Origin of the sequence: Sporosarcina sp. D27 (genome assembly GCF_000586555.1) — a bacterium.
Taxonomy (GTDB): Bacteria; Bacillota; Bacilli; order Bacillales_A; family Planococcaceae; genus Sporosarcina.
The window spans coordinates 269,665-284,900 of record NZ_AZUC01000047.1 but is presented as its reverse complement, the minus strand read 5'-3'; the positions used below and the strand labels follow the sequence as shown (position 1 = coordinate 284,900).

Below are 15,236 nucleotides of genomic sequence, written 5' to 3'. Positions count from 1 at the left end.
TCATAAAGTAATAGATTTTATCTAAGGAGGTGAAAAAATGAATGTTGGTTCAATGTCAATGGCAATGATATCACCAACTGCTGTTGCTGGAAAAGCAACTAAGGCTTCTGGAGGGTCAAATGGAGTATTCGGTTCAGTGCTTGCAGGAATGGCGAAAAATGTAGAAGCAGCGAAAACTTCTCCATCAAGCGATAAGTTAGGCTCATTAACTGAAACAATTGCTAATATCTTTTCTGCAACAAATGTCGAAGATCTTGCATCAGCGCTAGAGGAACTAACTGCAATTCCACAAGAAGATATTTTAAGTAGTCTTGGTAAATTGGGACAAGCGAGTCCGCTTGAAGAATGGGCTAAGGCTTTAGAAATCGACCCTAATGAGCTAATGGGAACAATCAGTTCATTGTTAGAAGAAGCAGGCGTATCGAAAGAAGAATTGGCGGAGGTTATGTATTCTAACGATCTCTGGACTCTTTTAAATGTCGTAAACGCACATGCATCAAAACTAACTAGTTCACTTGAAAGTATGCTGAATAGCAAGGATCAATCAGTTCAACAACAAGCGACAAACGTTTTAGCTTTACTAAAAACTGTTGAAACTGTGCTGCCAAAAAAAGACTTGCTCGGATGGCAACAAGATAGTTTGACACAATTGAGTGGACAGTTGAAAGGTATTCATGACAGTGAAGCCATTCCAAAAGCGATTGTTAATAGAAATGAGAATCAAGTTCAATCAGCTTTTATGAATACGATGGTAAATGTGACAAAGAGTAGTCAAGAACAAGCGTCAAATGAAGGGGAAAGCGAGCAAAATCAATCGCAGCTTCTTCAAAATACCTCGGTTCAGCCGATAGTATCTAGGAATGTTTTTTCATTAGAGACTCCAGAAGCACGACCAACCAGTCAATCTGAAGCATTGCTTGCAAAATTACAAGGACTTTTTAAACAAACGAACTTTGGTCAACAGGGTGGCACAAATCGTTTGTTAGTCAAGCTGAATCCGGAACAACTGGGGCAAATTCGTATTGAGCTTATTCAAATTAACGGTGTTATGACTGCTAGGATACTTGCTTCAACAGCACTCGGAAAAGAGATGCTCGACAGCCAACTACATCAGTTAAGACAATCATTTAACCAGCAAAACATTCAAGTAGATCGGATTGACGTAACACAAGCTGTTCAAGATCCATCGCGAAATGATCGAAGTCAGAACTTTAACCATCAACAGTTCAAAGGGAATGACGACCAGCATGAACAGCAAGAGCATGAACTTGATGAACAGCAATCATTCCAAGAATATTTACTCGATGTGGAGGTGTAATACATGGTAGATGGACAACAACCTATAAAAGAATCCATGTATCTTATCAACAAACAACGGGATGAACGGAAAACCGGTCAAGGAACTTTAGGCAAAGACGATTTTATGAAGCTCCTGATTGCACAGTTGCAAAATCAGGATCCTACAAACCCAATGAAAGATAATGAGTTCATCGCACAAATGGCACAATTTTCGGCACTGGAACAAACAATGAACCTCACGAAAGCTTTTGAGAGGTTTGCAGACTCGCAAAACCAAAGCCAATTGATTCAATACAATTCATTTGTTGGAAAAGAGATTAAGTGGCATAAAGTCGCTGAAGAACCTGATGAAGATGGTAAACCTGTTATTACAGAAGGTACAGGGACGATAACATCCATCAAATACGTGAATGGTTCTGTAGTATTCACGATGGATGATGGTCAAGAATTGTCGCCAGGGAATATTTCAGAAGTACTATCAGGTGGAATGAATTCAAATAGTCTAGTAGAAGCCAGTATGCTAATCGGAAAAACAGTAGGTTATCTTGATGGCGAAACTGAAAAGACTGGAACTGTTACATCAGTTTCAAATAAGGATGGAAAACTTTTGTATATTCTCGATAACGGAGAAGAGATAGAAGGCAACAAATTCACTTCAATAAGCAAATAAAAAGCTAGAACGGAGCGATTGTTTGGAACAGCTCAACATTCAGCGTCTCCAATCGCAGCCGAACCTACGACCCGGACAATTGAATCAGCCCGTCCCCAAACAGTCATTCGTCGAACAACTGAATAACGCGCTCGCACCACAATCGCTTAAAGTCAGTAAACATGCGACAGAACGTCTGACGGAACGGAATATCACGATTTCTGAAGCCGAATGGGCTCACGTCACGGACAAAGTAAACGAGGCAAAAGCGAAAGGTGTTCGCGACTCACTCGTACTGATGGACCAAGCTGCACTAATCGTAAGTGCTAAAAACTCCACAGTCATTACAGCGATGGATCGTAAAGAAGCAAAAGATCAGCTTTTCACGAACATCGACGGAACAATTATCCTTAGTTAAATTACGAACAACTGGCAGGACCTCTATAAGCGAGGATGCCACCGCACTGCCGACCGACAGAGGCAGATGCACTCTACAATCCGAGAGGGGAAAACACATTATGTTACGCTCAATGTACTCAGGAATTTCAGGACTTAAAAACTTTCAGACGAAACTAGACGTTATTGGTAACAACATCGCAAACGTCAATACGTACGGCTTTAAAAAAGGAAGAACTGTATTTAAAGATTTATATTCACAGACAGTTGCGGGTGCTAGTGGACCAGCAGGTGCTCGAGGAGGAGTGAATCCAAAACAGGTCGGATTGGGTTCACAGCTAGCGTCAATTGACACACTTCACACTGCAGGTTCAACACAGTTTACGGGAAACACATTTGACTTAGCGATTGAAGGCGACGGTTTCTTTGTTGTTCAAGATACAGCTAATAAAAATTTATACACTAGAGCAGGCAACTTTTATTTAGATAAAGATGGAACAATAGTCGACGGCGATGGAAGGAAATTAGTAGTAAGTGGTGGAGATACTCCGGGGAAAATTCCGAATGATGCTACTAGTGCTTCAGTTGGACAAGATGGGAATATTAGTTATGTAGACAAAGATGGTGCGCTTAAATCAGCTGGTATAATCCAATTAGTAAAGTTTAATAATCCAGGTGGTCTTCAAAAGGTTGGAGGAAATATGTATGATGTTACAAATAACTCCGGTGCTGCTGTACAAAAAGCACCACTAACTGACGGCACGGGTGCTGTGAAATCAGGCTCTCTAGAAATGTCCAACGTCGACCTCTCAGAAGAATTCACAGACATGATCGTTGCACAACGTGGTTTCCAAGCGAACACACGAATCATCACAACGTCCGATGAAATCCTTCAAGAACTTGTTAACTTGAAGCGATAATCAATATAGCATATCGCAACACATAATTTTTTCGTTAAAGGAGGGTCGGGCCGGCTCTTGTGCCTGGCCCTTTACATATGATTCAAGTAACACGCTTAAACGGAGCTGCATTCCATTTGAATGCTCTCTACATAGAAAAAGTAGAATCGTTTCCTGATACGACGATTACGTTAACGACGGGAACGAAATACGTTGTTCTCGATCCTATCGATATCGTGAACGAACGTATCATTAAATTTTATCAATCTGTTCAAATACTGTCGAACCCACATTTGCGAGGTGAAAAAGATGAAGAATAAAGTATTGACAATCTCTCTAATTATTTTAGTTTGTATTACTCTCGTTGGTGTTGTGGGACTCATTTTAACGATGCAACTAAACAAAGGTGACTCTGTGGATAAAGAACCATCCATTGATGAGATTATCGAATCATCCGTAGACATTCCAGAAATCACAACTAATTTGAGTGGGAGACAATTTATCCGGATTTCACTAAAAATCCAAACTAGCAATAAAAAAGCAGCAGAGGAACTTACAAAACGTGACTTCCAAGTGAATAACATCGTCATCCAGGAACTTTCCGAAAAGACTGCTAAAGATTTCGAGGGAAAAACAGGGAAGCAAGCTTTTGAAGATGCTATAAAAGCTCAGCTAAATCCTCTCATGAAAGAAGGAAAGATTGAGAAGGTATATATCGTTTCCTATATTATTCAATAATGGTTCGGCCAATTAAGAGTGAGAAGGAGGTGGCCAAATGTCGGGAGATATTTTATCTCAAAATGAGATAGACGCACTACTGTCCGCCATTTCTACTGGGGAAATGTCAGCGGAAGAAATAAAAAAAGAAGATGAAACTAAAAAAGTTAAAGTGTATGACTTTAAGCGAGCATTACGATTTTCGAAAGATCAGATTCGTAGTTTGACGAGAATTCATGAAAACTTTGCACGATTGCTCACTACTTATTTTTCAGCTAAATTACGTACTTATATTCAAATCAATGTGGCGTCGGTTGACCAAATTCCATTTGAGGAGTTCATTCGGTCGATCCCGAACATGACGCTCCTCAATATTTTTGAAGTCCCACCGCTTGAAGGAAACATCATCATGGAGGTCAATCCGAATGTTGCATATTCTATGCTGGAGCGACTGATGGGTGGCTATGGTGAGAGTTCAGGGAAAATTGACAACATGACAGAGATTGAAACGAAAATCCTGACAGGGCTATTCGAGCGTTCCTTTGACAACTTACGTGAAGCTTGGTCGAATATTGCCGACATCGATCCGTTTCTTGCTGAAATGGAAGTGAATCCGCAATTTCTTCAGATGATCTCTCCGAATGAGACGGTTGTTGTCATTTCGTTCAATATTGTGATAGGCGAATCAAGTGGAATGATTAACATCTGTATTCCTCATGTTGTTCTCGAGCCAATCGTACCGAACCTTTCTGTAAGGTATTGGATGCAGACGAATAAGAAAGAACCAACACCTGAGCAAAGTATTGTGTTGGAAAAGAGAATTAAAAAGGCTGACCTACCGGTTGTTGCGAAACTAGGTGAAGGAGCTATGACAGTTGAAGACTTGTTATATTTACAACTTGGCGATGTTATAGAACTGGATACTGCATACGACGCGCCACTTACTATAGAAGTAAGCGGAATTCCTAAATTTACTGCACAACCAGGCCATTTGAGAAATCGTATGGCTGTTCAAATACTTGATACCCTGATTGGAGGGGATGACGAAGATGATGAGTGACAATATCCTTTCACAGGAAGAAATAGAAGCTTTATTACGTGGAGAATCCATAGATACTGGAGCTGAAGCGGAGCAAGAAATGCAAGGTATTTTAACGGACGATTATCTTGATGAAATGGAGCAAGATGCTCTAGGAGAAATTGGGAATATTTCATTTGGAAGTTCAGCAACAGCGTTATCTGGTTTACTTGGTCAAAAAGTTGAAATCACTACACCAGCAATTTCTGTAATTGACCGAAATGATCTTGAAACAGAATTTGTTCATCCGTACGTCGCAGTAGGTGTTGAATACACTGTCGGACTGAGCGGAACAAATTTACTTGTCATCAAGCAAAGTGATGCTGCTATTATTGCTGATCTGATGCTGGGAGGAGATGGGCTTTCACCGAATGAAGATTTGGGCGAGATTCATCTAAGTGCTGTACAAGAAGCGATGAACCAAATGATGGGCTCTGCTGCAACTTCGATGTCAACAGTGTTCAATAAAAAAGTAGATATCTCACCTCCAACGATTGAGTTACTAGATGTCCAAAAAGATAAAGGCACAGGAAGCATTCCAAACGAGGATTTACTCATACGTGTATCATTTAACTTAAAAGTGGGTACTCTCATTGATTCGAATATTATGCAACTGTTTCCTTTAGGTCTCGGTAAAGAGCTAGTTTCGTCTCTAGTCGGAAATTCGACGGCAGAAGCAGCACCGACAGTTGCAGAACCTGCACAACAAGTGGCACCACAACCGGAACAGCCCCAGCAGGTTCAACAGCAACCACCTGTACAGCAATACTCATCACAAAGTGAACAGCAACAATCAGGCTATAACGAACCTCAGCAATTGCCACCACGGCAGCAACAAAATCAGCATGCGAATGTACAACAAGCACAGTTTGCGAGCTTCGAATCACCAGCTTTGAGTCAAAACGAAGCTTCTAATTTAAACTTATTGCTAGACATCCCGTTGAAAGTTACAGTTGAGTTAGGTCGTACAAAGCGATCTGTTAAGGAAATATTGGAAATGTCGAGCGGTTCTATTATTGAACTCGACAAACTTGCAGGAGAGCCTGTCGATATTCTCGTGAATAACAGACACATAGCAAAAGGTGAGGTTGTTGTTATCGATGAAAACTTTGGTGTTCGGATTACGGACATCTTGAGTCAAGCAGAACGGTTAAATAATTTACGATAAACCTTGGAGGTCATGGAAATGTCAAAACGTATTTTAATAGTGGACGATGCAGCATTTATGCGAATGATGGTAAAGGATATTTTATCAAAAAATAATTTTGAAGTAGTTGGAGAAGCTGCAGATGGTGTACAAGCAGTCGAAAAGTATTTCGAATTAAAACCAGACCTTGTAACAATGGATATTACAATGCCGGAAATGGATGGAATCGCAGCGCTTAAAGCGATTAAAGAAAAAGATCCAAATGCAACAATTATTATGTGTTCAGCAATGGGGCAGCAAGCAATGGTAATTGACGCTATTCAAGCAGGTGCAAAAGACTTCATTGTGAAGCCATTCCAGGCAGACCGGGTTGTTGAAGCAATTGAAAAAGCACTTAGCTAAGTTTCGAACTTTTGCAGTCATAAGTATGCTGTTGCTTGTTACACTTTGCATAGTTTCTATTGTGACTCCTTCGACTGTCCATGCAGAAACAGATTCTTCGGTAACAGACTACCTTAATAAAAACAATGAAAAAGATAAATCACCTGCCTCGGAGAACAAGACACCTGAAGAAGCAGATTTGAATTCTGATCCCTCGCCCGTTGGTTTAACCGCATGGGATTATATTAAGACCCTTTTAGCTCTTGCTTTTGTCATTGCCTTGATCTATGGCATGGTGAAGTTCATTAATACGCGAAATCGAGTGACTCAACACGGCAAGCTTATGCAAAATATGGGTGGCCTTTCGCTTGGACAGCAAAAGTCAATTCAGTTAGTTAAAATTGGTGAGCAATATTTCTTGATAGGTGTTGGTGAAGACGTTCGATTGCTAAAAGAACTCTCTAACCCTGAGGAAATTGCTCAACTAGCCGCCTATTATAATGAAGAGGATCAGGTTCTTCAACAAAGTCTTATCATGAAACTTATGAATGGATTTAAAGCAAGAAAAACCGATTCCTATCAGAAACAAGAAGAACCAGACGATTTCGGAAAACTGTTTAAACATAAGCTGACTGAAATCGAGAACGAGAGGAAACGTCAGCTCAATCAGCTGTCGGAGAAGGAGCGCAATCGGAATGAATGACTTTATGCAATTTTTTTCGGATAGTGATCCGGGTGCAGTATCGACATCCGTAAAGATGCTTCTTCTATTAACCGTTCTTTCCTTAGCTCCAGCGATTCTGATCCTGATGACATCGTTCGCCAGGATCATTATTGTTTTATCTTTTGTTCGTTCAGCATTGGCAACCCAACAAATGCCACCAAACCAAGTTCTTATAGGACTAGCTCTGTTTTTAACTTTTTTCATTATGGCGCCCACATTTCAACAAGTGAACGATGATGCTTTGAAACCGTTGTTTGCAGAAGAAATATCATTAGATGAAGCCTATGAGAAAGCCAGTGTACCTTTTAAAGAATTTATGGGAAAACATACGCGGCAAAAAGATTTGGAGTTATTTTTAAGATATAACAACGCAGATCGGCCTGAAACGATGGAGGACATTCCATTAACAATGATGGTTCCTGCTTTTGCGTTAAGTGAAATTAAGACAGCATTCCAGATGGGGTTCATGATCTTTATTCCATTTCTGGTGATTGATATGATTGTTGCTAGTATTCTAATGTCGATGGGTATGATGATGCTACCACCGGTAATGATTTCGTTGCCATTTAAAATTTTGTTATTTGTACTAGTGGACGGCTGGTATCTGATCGTCAAATCACTGCTGCAAAGCTTTTAGGAGGGGTTCATATTGACAGGTGAAATGATCATTGCTGTCGCCGAGCGATCGGTGTGGGTAATTTTAATGACAGCAGGACCCCTGCTAATTGTTGCATTAGTGACCGGGTTAGCGGTCAGTATTTTTCAAGCAACTACACAGATTCAAGAACAAACACTTGCATTTGTTCCGAAGATTGTTGCTGTACTCGTTGCTCTAGTCTTTTTTGGACCTTGGATGTTGTCCAAAGTGACGGCTTATGCGGCTGATATCTTTGATAATTTATCCCGGTATATAGGGTAGCTCCAATGGAAGCATTCATGCCGTTCGTTGCAACCTATTTATTAGTTTTGACCCGGATTTCCGCATTTTTTGTTACACTTCCATTGTTTTCGTACAAAGCTATACCTCCTGTAATGAGAATAGCATTTGCTGCTTTACTTGCCTGGATGCTTGTATTTACTCTGAACGTGCCAGACCTTGAAATTAATGCAGCTTATATTATGCTCGTTATTAAAGAAGCATTAGTAGGATTAACGATAGGTATTATCGCTTTTATCGTTATGGCGGCAATTCAAGTAGCTGGAGGTCTTATTGACTTTCAAATGGGATTCGCGATTGCGAACGTCATTGATCCTCAAACCGGAACGCAATCACCTTTGATGGGTCAATTTTTCAACTCACTCGCGTTGCTATTGCTTCTAGCAGTAAATGGACATCATGTGTTGCTAGATGGCGTGTTTTATAGTTATCAGTTTCTTCCAATCGACCAATTGTGGCCATCCTTTGGAAGTGAACGTGTCGCTGAGCACGTATTGAAAACAATGGCCGCCGTGTTTGGGATTTCCTTTCAAATGGCAATACCCATTGTAGCCACTTTGTTTCTAGTCGATTTAGCTCTTGGTATTACTGCACGAACAGTACCACAGCTTAACATTTTCGTAATTGGATTTCCGATTAAGATTGGGGTAGGGTTTCTCGTCCTATTCATCATGGGAAGCGTCATTGTAGCGATGATGCAAAAGATATTTGAAGTGATGGCGGTTAGTATGAGGGACTTAATGGTGTTGTTAGGAGGAGGATAAGTACATGTTGCGCTTAGATCTTCAATTTTTCGCAGGTGAAAAAACGGAAAAAGCGACACCGAAAAAAAGGGAAGATTCACGAAAAAAAGGTCAAGTCTTAAAAAGTCAAGATGTGACCAGTGCAATTGTGCTACTTTCAGTATTCCTCTTTTTATTTTTTGCAGCAGGATTCATGAAAGATCGTTTTTATAAGTTTTTCAAGGAAACATTTCATACATACATAACGATGGAGAAGTTAGACATAGATCAGACCATGATGATCTACATGGAAGTCATAAAAGAAATGGCATTCATTATGTTGCCTGTTATGCTGGTTGCAATGGTGGCCGCAATCGCGGGAAATTTAATACAGTTTGGATTGCTATTCACAGGAGAGCCATTAAAATTCGATTTGAAGAAAATCGACCCAATTAAAGGACTTAAACGAATTTTTTCGATAAAAGCAATCGTCGAGTTACTTAAATCATTGTTAAAGATTTCATTTATCGGTGGCGTTACATCTATAATCCTTTATTTAAATATCGATAAAGTATTGAATTTAGCTTTTAAAACACCGTCAGCAGTCATGAAGACTGTTGGTGAACTTGTTGCTTTGATGGGAATAACAGCTTCATTTGTCTTGTTGTTTATTTCCATACTCGATTTTCTTTACCAGAAATTTGACTACGAAAAAAACTTGAAGATGTCTAAACAGGACATCAAAGATGAATATAAAAATTCAGAGGGAGATCCTCTGATTAAATCTAAAATCAAGCAACGCCAGCGTGAAATGGCCATGCGGAGAATGATGCAAGAAGTTCCACAAGCTGACGTAGTCATCACGAATCCGACGCATTACGCAATCGCGATCAAGTATACAGACGGGGAAATGGATGCTCCTGTAGTTGTTGCTAAAGGTGTCGACTTCATAGCTCAAAAGATTAAGCTCATAGCGAAAGAGAACGAAATTGTGACTGTCGAAAATCGGCCACTTGCGCGTGCTCTCTATGCAGATACCGAGATTGGGGATCGAATACCCGATCAATTTTTTAAAGCAGTGGCTGAAGTATTGGCGTATGTATACCGGGTTCAGCGCAAAATTTAAATGAACAACAGAAAGTGGGGATGACATGCAGTTTAGAGATATTGGTGTACTCGCATCCGTAATTATGATTGTTGCGATGCTGGTCGTTCCCTTGCCTCACTGGTTGCTCAGTTTCCTGATTATCATTAATATCACTCTTGCGCTGTTAGTGCTTCTTACAGCTATGAATATGCAAGAAGCTCTTCAGTTTTCAATTTTTCCTTCACTGCTCCTTTTACTGACCCTCTTTCGACTCGGGCTTAACGTATCAACCACACGTGCAATTTTGAGTGATGGAAGCGCAGGGGGCGTCGTTGACACGTTCGGCTCGTTCGTAACTGGAGGTAATGTAATTGTAGGACTTGTCGTGTTCGTGATTTTGATCATTATTCAATTTATCGTTATCACTAAAGGATCGGAGCGTGTTTCGGAAGTTGCCGCTCGATTCACATTGGATGCGATGCCAGGTAAGCAAATGAGTATTGACGCAGATTTGAACGCAGGGATGATTTCTGACACACAAGCACGAGAACGCCGTGAAAAAGTCAGTAATGAAGCGGACTTTTATGGTGCAATGGATGGTGCGACGAAGTTCGTTAAAGGAGACGCAATTGCTGGGATTATCATTGTTATGATCAACTTGCTCGTTGGTATGGTTATCGGTGTTGTCCAACTCGGTTTACCGTTTGCAGAAGCGGCAACAACATTTTCTAAACTGACAGTTGGTGACGGAATTGTTTCACAAATTCCAGCATTGCTCATTTCAACCGCAACCGGAATCGTGGTTACACGTGCTGCATCAGAAGGAAACTTAGGAACGGATATTACGAGTCAGTTACTAGGTCAGCCGAAGTTATTATATGTAGCAGCCGTAACGATTCTTTTGTTAGGACTTGCAACACCTATCAATGACATTTTAACAATTCCTATTGCAATTGCTCTTGCGGTAAGTGCGTTTATAATGTCGCGACCTAAAGATGAGGATCCGGATGAATTACTGGAACTTGAAGAAAGCGAACAAACAGAAGGGCTAAAGAGTCCAGAAAACGTCGTAAACCTATTGAATGTAGACCCAGTGGAGTTTGAATTCGGCTATGGACTCATCCCTCTAGTAGATGCTTCCCAAGGTGGGGATTTGCTCGATCGCGTTGTTATGATAAGAAGACAACTTGCTCTAGAACTTGGTCTCGTCATTCCAGTTGTGCGGATACGTGATAACATTCAGCTTCAGCCGAATGAGTACCGGATAAAAATTAAAGGCAGTGAAATGGCAAGAGGAGAGTTGTTGCTCGATCACTATTTAGCAATGAGTCCTGGTGGAGATGATTCAATCTCTGGAATAGACACTGTAGAACCATCTTTCGGCCTTCCAGCAAAATGGATTACTGAAGAAGTAAAAGAGGATGCGGAAATCTTAGGATATACAGTAGTTGATCCTCCAAGTGTTGTTTCAACCCATCTAACAGAAATCATTCGTGCAAATGCCTCAGATTTGATTGGTCGTCAAGAGACGAAGCAACTGATTGACCACGTGCATGAGTCGTACCCGATTCTCGTGGATGAATTGACACCAACGCCGCTATCTGTTGGTGAGATTCAAAAGGTGTTGGCGAAGTTGTTAAGTGAGCATGTATCGATCCGTAACTTACCAATTATCTTTGAAACACTAGCGGATTCTTCAAAATATACGGCTGACGTAGATTTGTTGACGGAGTACGCTAGACAGTCACTCGCGCGTCAAATCACGGAACAATATACTCCTCAAGGACAAGCTTTGAAAGTGATGACCGTCTCTGGAAAAGTTGAAAAACTGATTGCAGATAGTGTCCAACAAACTGAACAGGGGAACTACTTAACGATTGACCCACAAAATTCGCAGGCAATCTTAGAATCGATTGCTAGTGAAGTGGAGCGTGTTGCGTTACTGGACCAGTCACCTGTCATACTTTGTTCACCAGCAGTTAGAATGTACCTGAGACAAATTACGGAACGCTATTTCCCGCAAATCCCTATCTTGTCTTATAATGAGTTGGAAGCATCTGTGGAAGTACAGAGTGTAGGGGTGGTGGATGTCGCATGAAGATGAAAAAGTATACAGCGGATACAATGGTCCAAGCAATGGAGAAAATCCGTCAAGACTTCGGTGAAGACTCAGTTATTTTGAGTTCGAACATTGTCCAATCTAAAGGGTTTTTAGGACTTTTTAAAAAGAAAAGTGTAGAAGTCGTTGCGGGCTATGACGAACCGATTATGGTTAAAGAAAAAACAGGTCCCTCGTTCTCTGCGCAATTGAAAACTGAATCTGCACAAGACGAAGTGATTCATGATTTGAAAAAAGAAATGAAGGAAATGAAACAGCTTCTTAAGTCGAATCGTGCTCCACTTGAATTTAACCAATACCCTGAAGAAATGCAGCCATTGTTGACGAGATTGAGCGCACAAGAGTTGAACAGGGAAACAATCCAAAAAGTTGCCAGTGAGATCTTTGCTCGTATGAAAGCGGAAAAAGTTGATTTTACAGTTGATGAACAGAAAAAAATCGCGCGTGAAATTTTGAAAGATGAGCTTGCAGACTTGCCGTTCGGCGGTGTTCATTTTAAAAAGAAATATGTGAACGTACTCGGACCTACAGGAGTCGGAAAAACTACGACAATCGCTAAAATAGCAGCGCGTTCACTCATTGAGAATAAACGCAAAGTAGGGTTCATAACTACAGACACGTATAGAATTGCCGCAATCGAACAATTGCGGACCTATGCGAATTTGCTTCAGTCACCAGTTGAAGTAGCTTATAATGATTCCGATTTCAAAGACGCATTAAAGAGCCTGTCTGCGAAAGATGTTGTGTTCATTGACACGGCAGGTCGGAATTATAAAGAGAAAAAGTTTGTAGATGATTTGAAACAACTCATCGATTTTGAATTGGAGATGGAATCTTATTTAGTTCTTTCTACTACAACGAAAGAATCAGACATGCGGTCGATTGTTGACCAATTCCTAGAATTTCCGATTTCTCAATTTATCTTTACAAAATTGGATGAAACAGAAACTATCGGACCAGTCTTTAATTTATTGACGGATTATAATATGGGAATTGCATATGTAACAGATGGTCAAGAAGTGCCAGAGGATTTGGAAGAAGCAACGGTTGATAAAATATTGACTCTCTTACTTGAGGAGGGGACACATGCGTGATCAGGCAGAAGCGCTTCGACTGAAGATGATGAAAGCAGAAGGAATGGCAGCCCGTTCCATTGCTGTGATTAGTGGTAAAGGCGGAGTTGGAAAAACGAATTTCACAACTAATTTTGCTAGTAGCTTACAATCTCAAGGAAAGAACGTCATCATCGTAGACATGGATATCGGCATGGGGAATGTCCACATCTTGCTCGGTGCTTCAGCTCAATATGGATTGAAGGAATATCTAACAGGTGACCGTACTTTGGTTGAAGTTATATCTGAAAGTGCAGACGGATTAAGTTTTATTTCTGGAGGATCTGGTCTGGATACTGTATTGGAATGGACGGAAAGTCGTTTTGAAAGGCTCATTGAAGCCTTTGAAACACTACAACAACAGTACGATTATATAGTGTTCGATATGGGTGCAGGAGCTTCGGAAAGTTCAATAGAACTGATTGTAGCGGTAGATGAAATCATTGTAATTGCAACATCCGAACCGACATCCATTACAGATGCGTATTCAATGATGAAATTCATTTGTCTGAGAGATTCTGAAAAAAAGTTCTTCATTGTAAATAATCGAGTACAGCCAAAAGAAGATGGAAATGAAGCTGTAACTCGCTTGCAGTTTGCTATGAGGAAGTTTTTGAATAAGGAAACGACATTGTTAGGGGCACTTCCTGAAGATGCTGCCGTCCATAAATCGGTTGTTGCACAACAACCTTTCGTAAAACTTTACCCGAATGCCATGATTTCTCGAAGAATGAATGCAATTGCTACTAACTATATTTCATCAGGAACCGATATAGATAGTAAAGAGGGCAGTACGTTTCTTGGACAACTCAAAAAAATATTTGCGAGGGGACGTGGATGACTGTGGACATGAACGTTTCCAAGAGAGTACTGATTGCAGATGACTCTGCATTTATGCGCAAATTAATATCTGAAATTATCTCATCCCACCCCGCCCTTGAAGTGGTCGGTACGGCTAGAAACGGACAAGAAGCAGTCGATAAGGCACGTCTGTTAAAGCCTGATGTGATGACGCTCGATATTGAAATGCCAGTCCTTGATGGATTAGGTGCACTCCAGCAAATCATGAAAGAGAACCCATTGCCAGTTGTTATGCTGTCAAGTACGACGAAAGAAGGCGCCGAAAATACGATTCGTGCTATGGAATATGGGGCAGTGGACTTCATCACCAAGCCAGGTGGCGCAATCTCACTAAATTTACGTGATAGTGAAAAGATTATTATAGAAAAAGTGTTTGATGCATCTCAAATCGATATGTTTAAAATCTTACCCCGCAGAGCGCGTGCAACATCATCTAATCCTTCAGCAGCAATGACTGGAACAAAATTGGCGGTTACACCAAAACGTCCGTTTGTTCCTACTACTGAGGGAGCATTCCCACGCTCTGCGGTAAAGCAATTTATAATTATAGGTACATCGACAGGGGGTCCAAGAGCCCTTCAACAAGTTCTCGTCGCACTTCCTGAAAATATCGGAGTTCCAATTTTAATTGTTCAACACATGCCAGCAGGATTTACGAAATCACTTGCTGACCGCTTGAACAGCTTGTGTAATATTTCAGTAAAAGAAGCTGAAAATGGAGAGCTTATTGAGAAAAATACAGCCTATATTGCACCAGGTGGGAAGCATATGAAAGTGGCACGTGTAGGAGTTAGCTTTGCCATTCGTCTTGATGAACAGGATGCACCTCGGATGGGGCATCGGCCAGCTGTCGATGTCTTACTTGAATCAGTTTCAGAGCTACCAGAATTACAATTTGTAACTGCGATTATGACAGGAATGGGCCATGATGGCCTTCAAGGGATGAAAATACTTAAAGAACACTGCACAACGTTTACGATTGCGGAGTCTGAAGAAACAGCTGTTGTCTATGGCATGCCAAGAGCTATACAAGAAGCGGGGCTAGCAGACATGTCAGCTCATGTACAAGATATCGGTAAGTTACTTACAGAGCATGTAAAGTCTTAAG

General features: G+C 40.8%; 18 protein-coding genes. All 18 read left to right on the top strand.

Translation table 11 applies throughout. The features are described from left to right. The first annotated feature begins 37 nt into the window (after positions 1-37). The 18 genes from N693_RS0112005 (at position 38) to N693_RS0111920 (ending at position 15,235) form a co-directional block, all read left to right on the top strand. Positions 38-1,318, top strand: a complete 1,281-nt coding sequence (locus N693_RS0112005) for a flagellar hook-length control protein FliK (protein WP_025785045.1) — start codon at positions 38-40, stop codon at positions 1,316-1,318. Between the two features lie 3 nt (positions 1,319-1,321). Further along, complete coding sequence (gene flgD / locus N693_RS0112000; protein WP_025785044.1) at positions 1,322-1,969, top strand: flagellar hook assembly protein FlgD; 648 nt, start codon at positions 1,322-1,324, stop codon at positions 1,967-1,969. 79 nt (positions 1,970-2,048) lie between these two features. Continuing rightward, a complete protein-coding gene (locus N693_RS0111995; RefSeq protein WP_253271193.1) occupies positions 2,049-2,366 on the top strand; it encodes a TIGR02530 family flagellar biosynthesis protein in 318 nt (105 codons plus the stop codon). A 100-nt stretch (positions 2,367-2,466) separates the two neighbouring features. Next, entirely contained in the window at positions 2,467-3,264 is a 798-nt protein-coding gene (gene flgG / locus N693_RS0111990; RefSeq protein WP_025785042.1) for a flagellar basal body rod protein FlgG, read from the top strand. A gap of 77 nt (positions 3,265-3,341) precedes the next feature. Next, positions 3,342-3,563 (top strand): flagellar FlbD family protein, encoded by a 222-nt coding sequence (locus N693_RS0111985; RefSeq protein WP_025785041.1) that lies wholly within the window; start codon positions 3,342-3,344, stop codon positions 3,561-3,563. Continuing rightward, positions 3,553-3,981, top strand: coding sequence for a flagellar basal body-associated protein FliL (gene fliL, locus N693_RS0111980; protein WP_025785040.1), 429 nt, complete (start codon positions 3,553-3,555; stop codon positions 3,979-3,981). The genes N693_RS0111985 and fliL overlap by 11 nt, the downstream gene beginning before the upstream one ends. 37 nt (positions 3,982-4,018) lie before the next feature. Then, on the top strand, positions 4,019-5,020 hold the full coding sequence (gene fliM, locus N693_RS0111975; protein WP_025785039.1) for a flagellar motor switch protein FliM: 1,002 nt from the start codon (positions 4,019-4,021) through the stop codon (positions 5,018-5,020). Then, complete coding sequence (gene fliY / locus N693_RS0111970) at positions 5,013-6,206, top strand: flagellar motor switch phosphatase FliY (protein WP_025785038.1); 1,194 nt, start codon at positions 5,013-5,015, stop codon at positions 6,204-6,206. The genes fliM and fliY overlap by 8 nt, the downstream gene beginning before the upstream one ends. 18 nt (positions 6,207-6,224) lie before the next feature. Beyond that, positions 6,225-6,587 (top strand): response regulator, encoded by a 363-nt coding sequence (locus tag N693_RS0111965; RefSeq protein WP_025785037.1) that lies wholly within the window; start codon positions 6,225-6,227, stop codon positions 6,585-6,587. Beyond that, a complete protein-coding gene (locus N693_RS0111960; RefSeq protein ID WP_172643589.1) occupies positions 6,559-7,269 on the top strand; it encodes a flagellar biosynthetic protein FliO in 711 nt (236 codons plus the stop codon). Before N693_RS0111965 ends, N693_RS0111960 begins: the two co-directional genes overlap by 29 nt. Continuing rightward, complete coding sequence (fliP, locus tag N693_RS0111955; protein WP_025785035.1) at positions 7,262-7,927, top strand: flagellar type III secretion system pore protein FliP; 666 nt, start codon at positions 7,262-7,264, stop codon at positions 7,925-7,927. The genes N693_RS0111960 and fliP overlap by 8 nt, the downstream gene beginning before the upstream one ends. Positions 7,928-7,939: 12 nt before the next feature. Continuing rightward, a complete protein-coding gene (gene fliQ / locus N693_RS0111950) occupies positions 7,940-8,209 on the top strand; it encodes a flagellar biosynthesis protein FliQ (RefSeq protein WP_025785034.1) in 270 nt (89 codons plus the stop codon). Positions 8,210-8,214: 5 nt separating this feature from the next. Next, positions 8,215-8,991, top strand: coding sequence for a flagellar biosynthetic protein FliR (gene fliR / locus N693_RS0111945; RefSeq protein WP_025785033.1), 777 nt, complete (start codon positions 8,215-8,217; stop codon positions 8,989-8,991). A 4-nt stretch (positions 8,992-8,995) separates the two neighbouring features. After that, positions 8,996-10,075, top strand: coding sequence for a flagellar biosynthesis protein FlhB (flhB, locus tag N693_RS0111940; RefSeq protein ID WP_025785032.1), 1,080 nt, complete (start codon positions 8,996-8,998; stop codon positions 10,073-10,075). A gap of 25 nt (positions 10,076-10,100) precedes the next feature. Continuing rightward, positions 10,101-12,134 (top strand): flagellar biosynthesis protein FlhA, encoded by a 2,034-nt coding sequence (flhA, locus tag N693_RS0111935; RefSeq protein ID WP_025785031.1) that lies wholly within the window; start codon positions 10,101-10,103, stop codon positions 12,132-12,134. Continuing rightward, a complete protein-coding gene (gene flhF / locus N693_RS0111930) occupies positions 12,131-13,249 on the top strand; it encodes a flagellar biosynthesis protein FlhF (RefSeq protein WP_025785030.1) in 1,119 nt (372 codons plus the stop codon). Before flhA ends, flhF begins: the two co-directional genes overlap by 4 nt. Then, complete coding sequence (locus tag N693_RS0111925; protein WP_025785029.1) at positions 13,242-14,108, top strand: MinD/ParA family protein; 867 nt, start codon at positions 13,242-13,244, stop codon at positions 14,106-14,108. Before flhF ends, N693_RS0111925 begins: the two co-directional genes overlap by 8 nt. Further along, positions 14,105-15,235, top strand: coding sequence for a chemotaxis response regulator protein-glutamate methylesterase (locus N693_RS0111920; protein WP_371257561.1), 1,131 nt, complete (start codon positions 14,105-14,107; stop codon positions 15,233-15,235). The genes N693_RS0111925 and N693_RS0111920 overlap by 4 nt, the downstream gene beginning before the upstream one ends. Position 15,236: the final 1 nt, after the last annotated feature.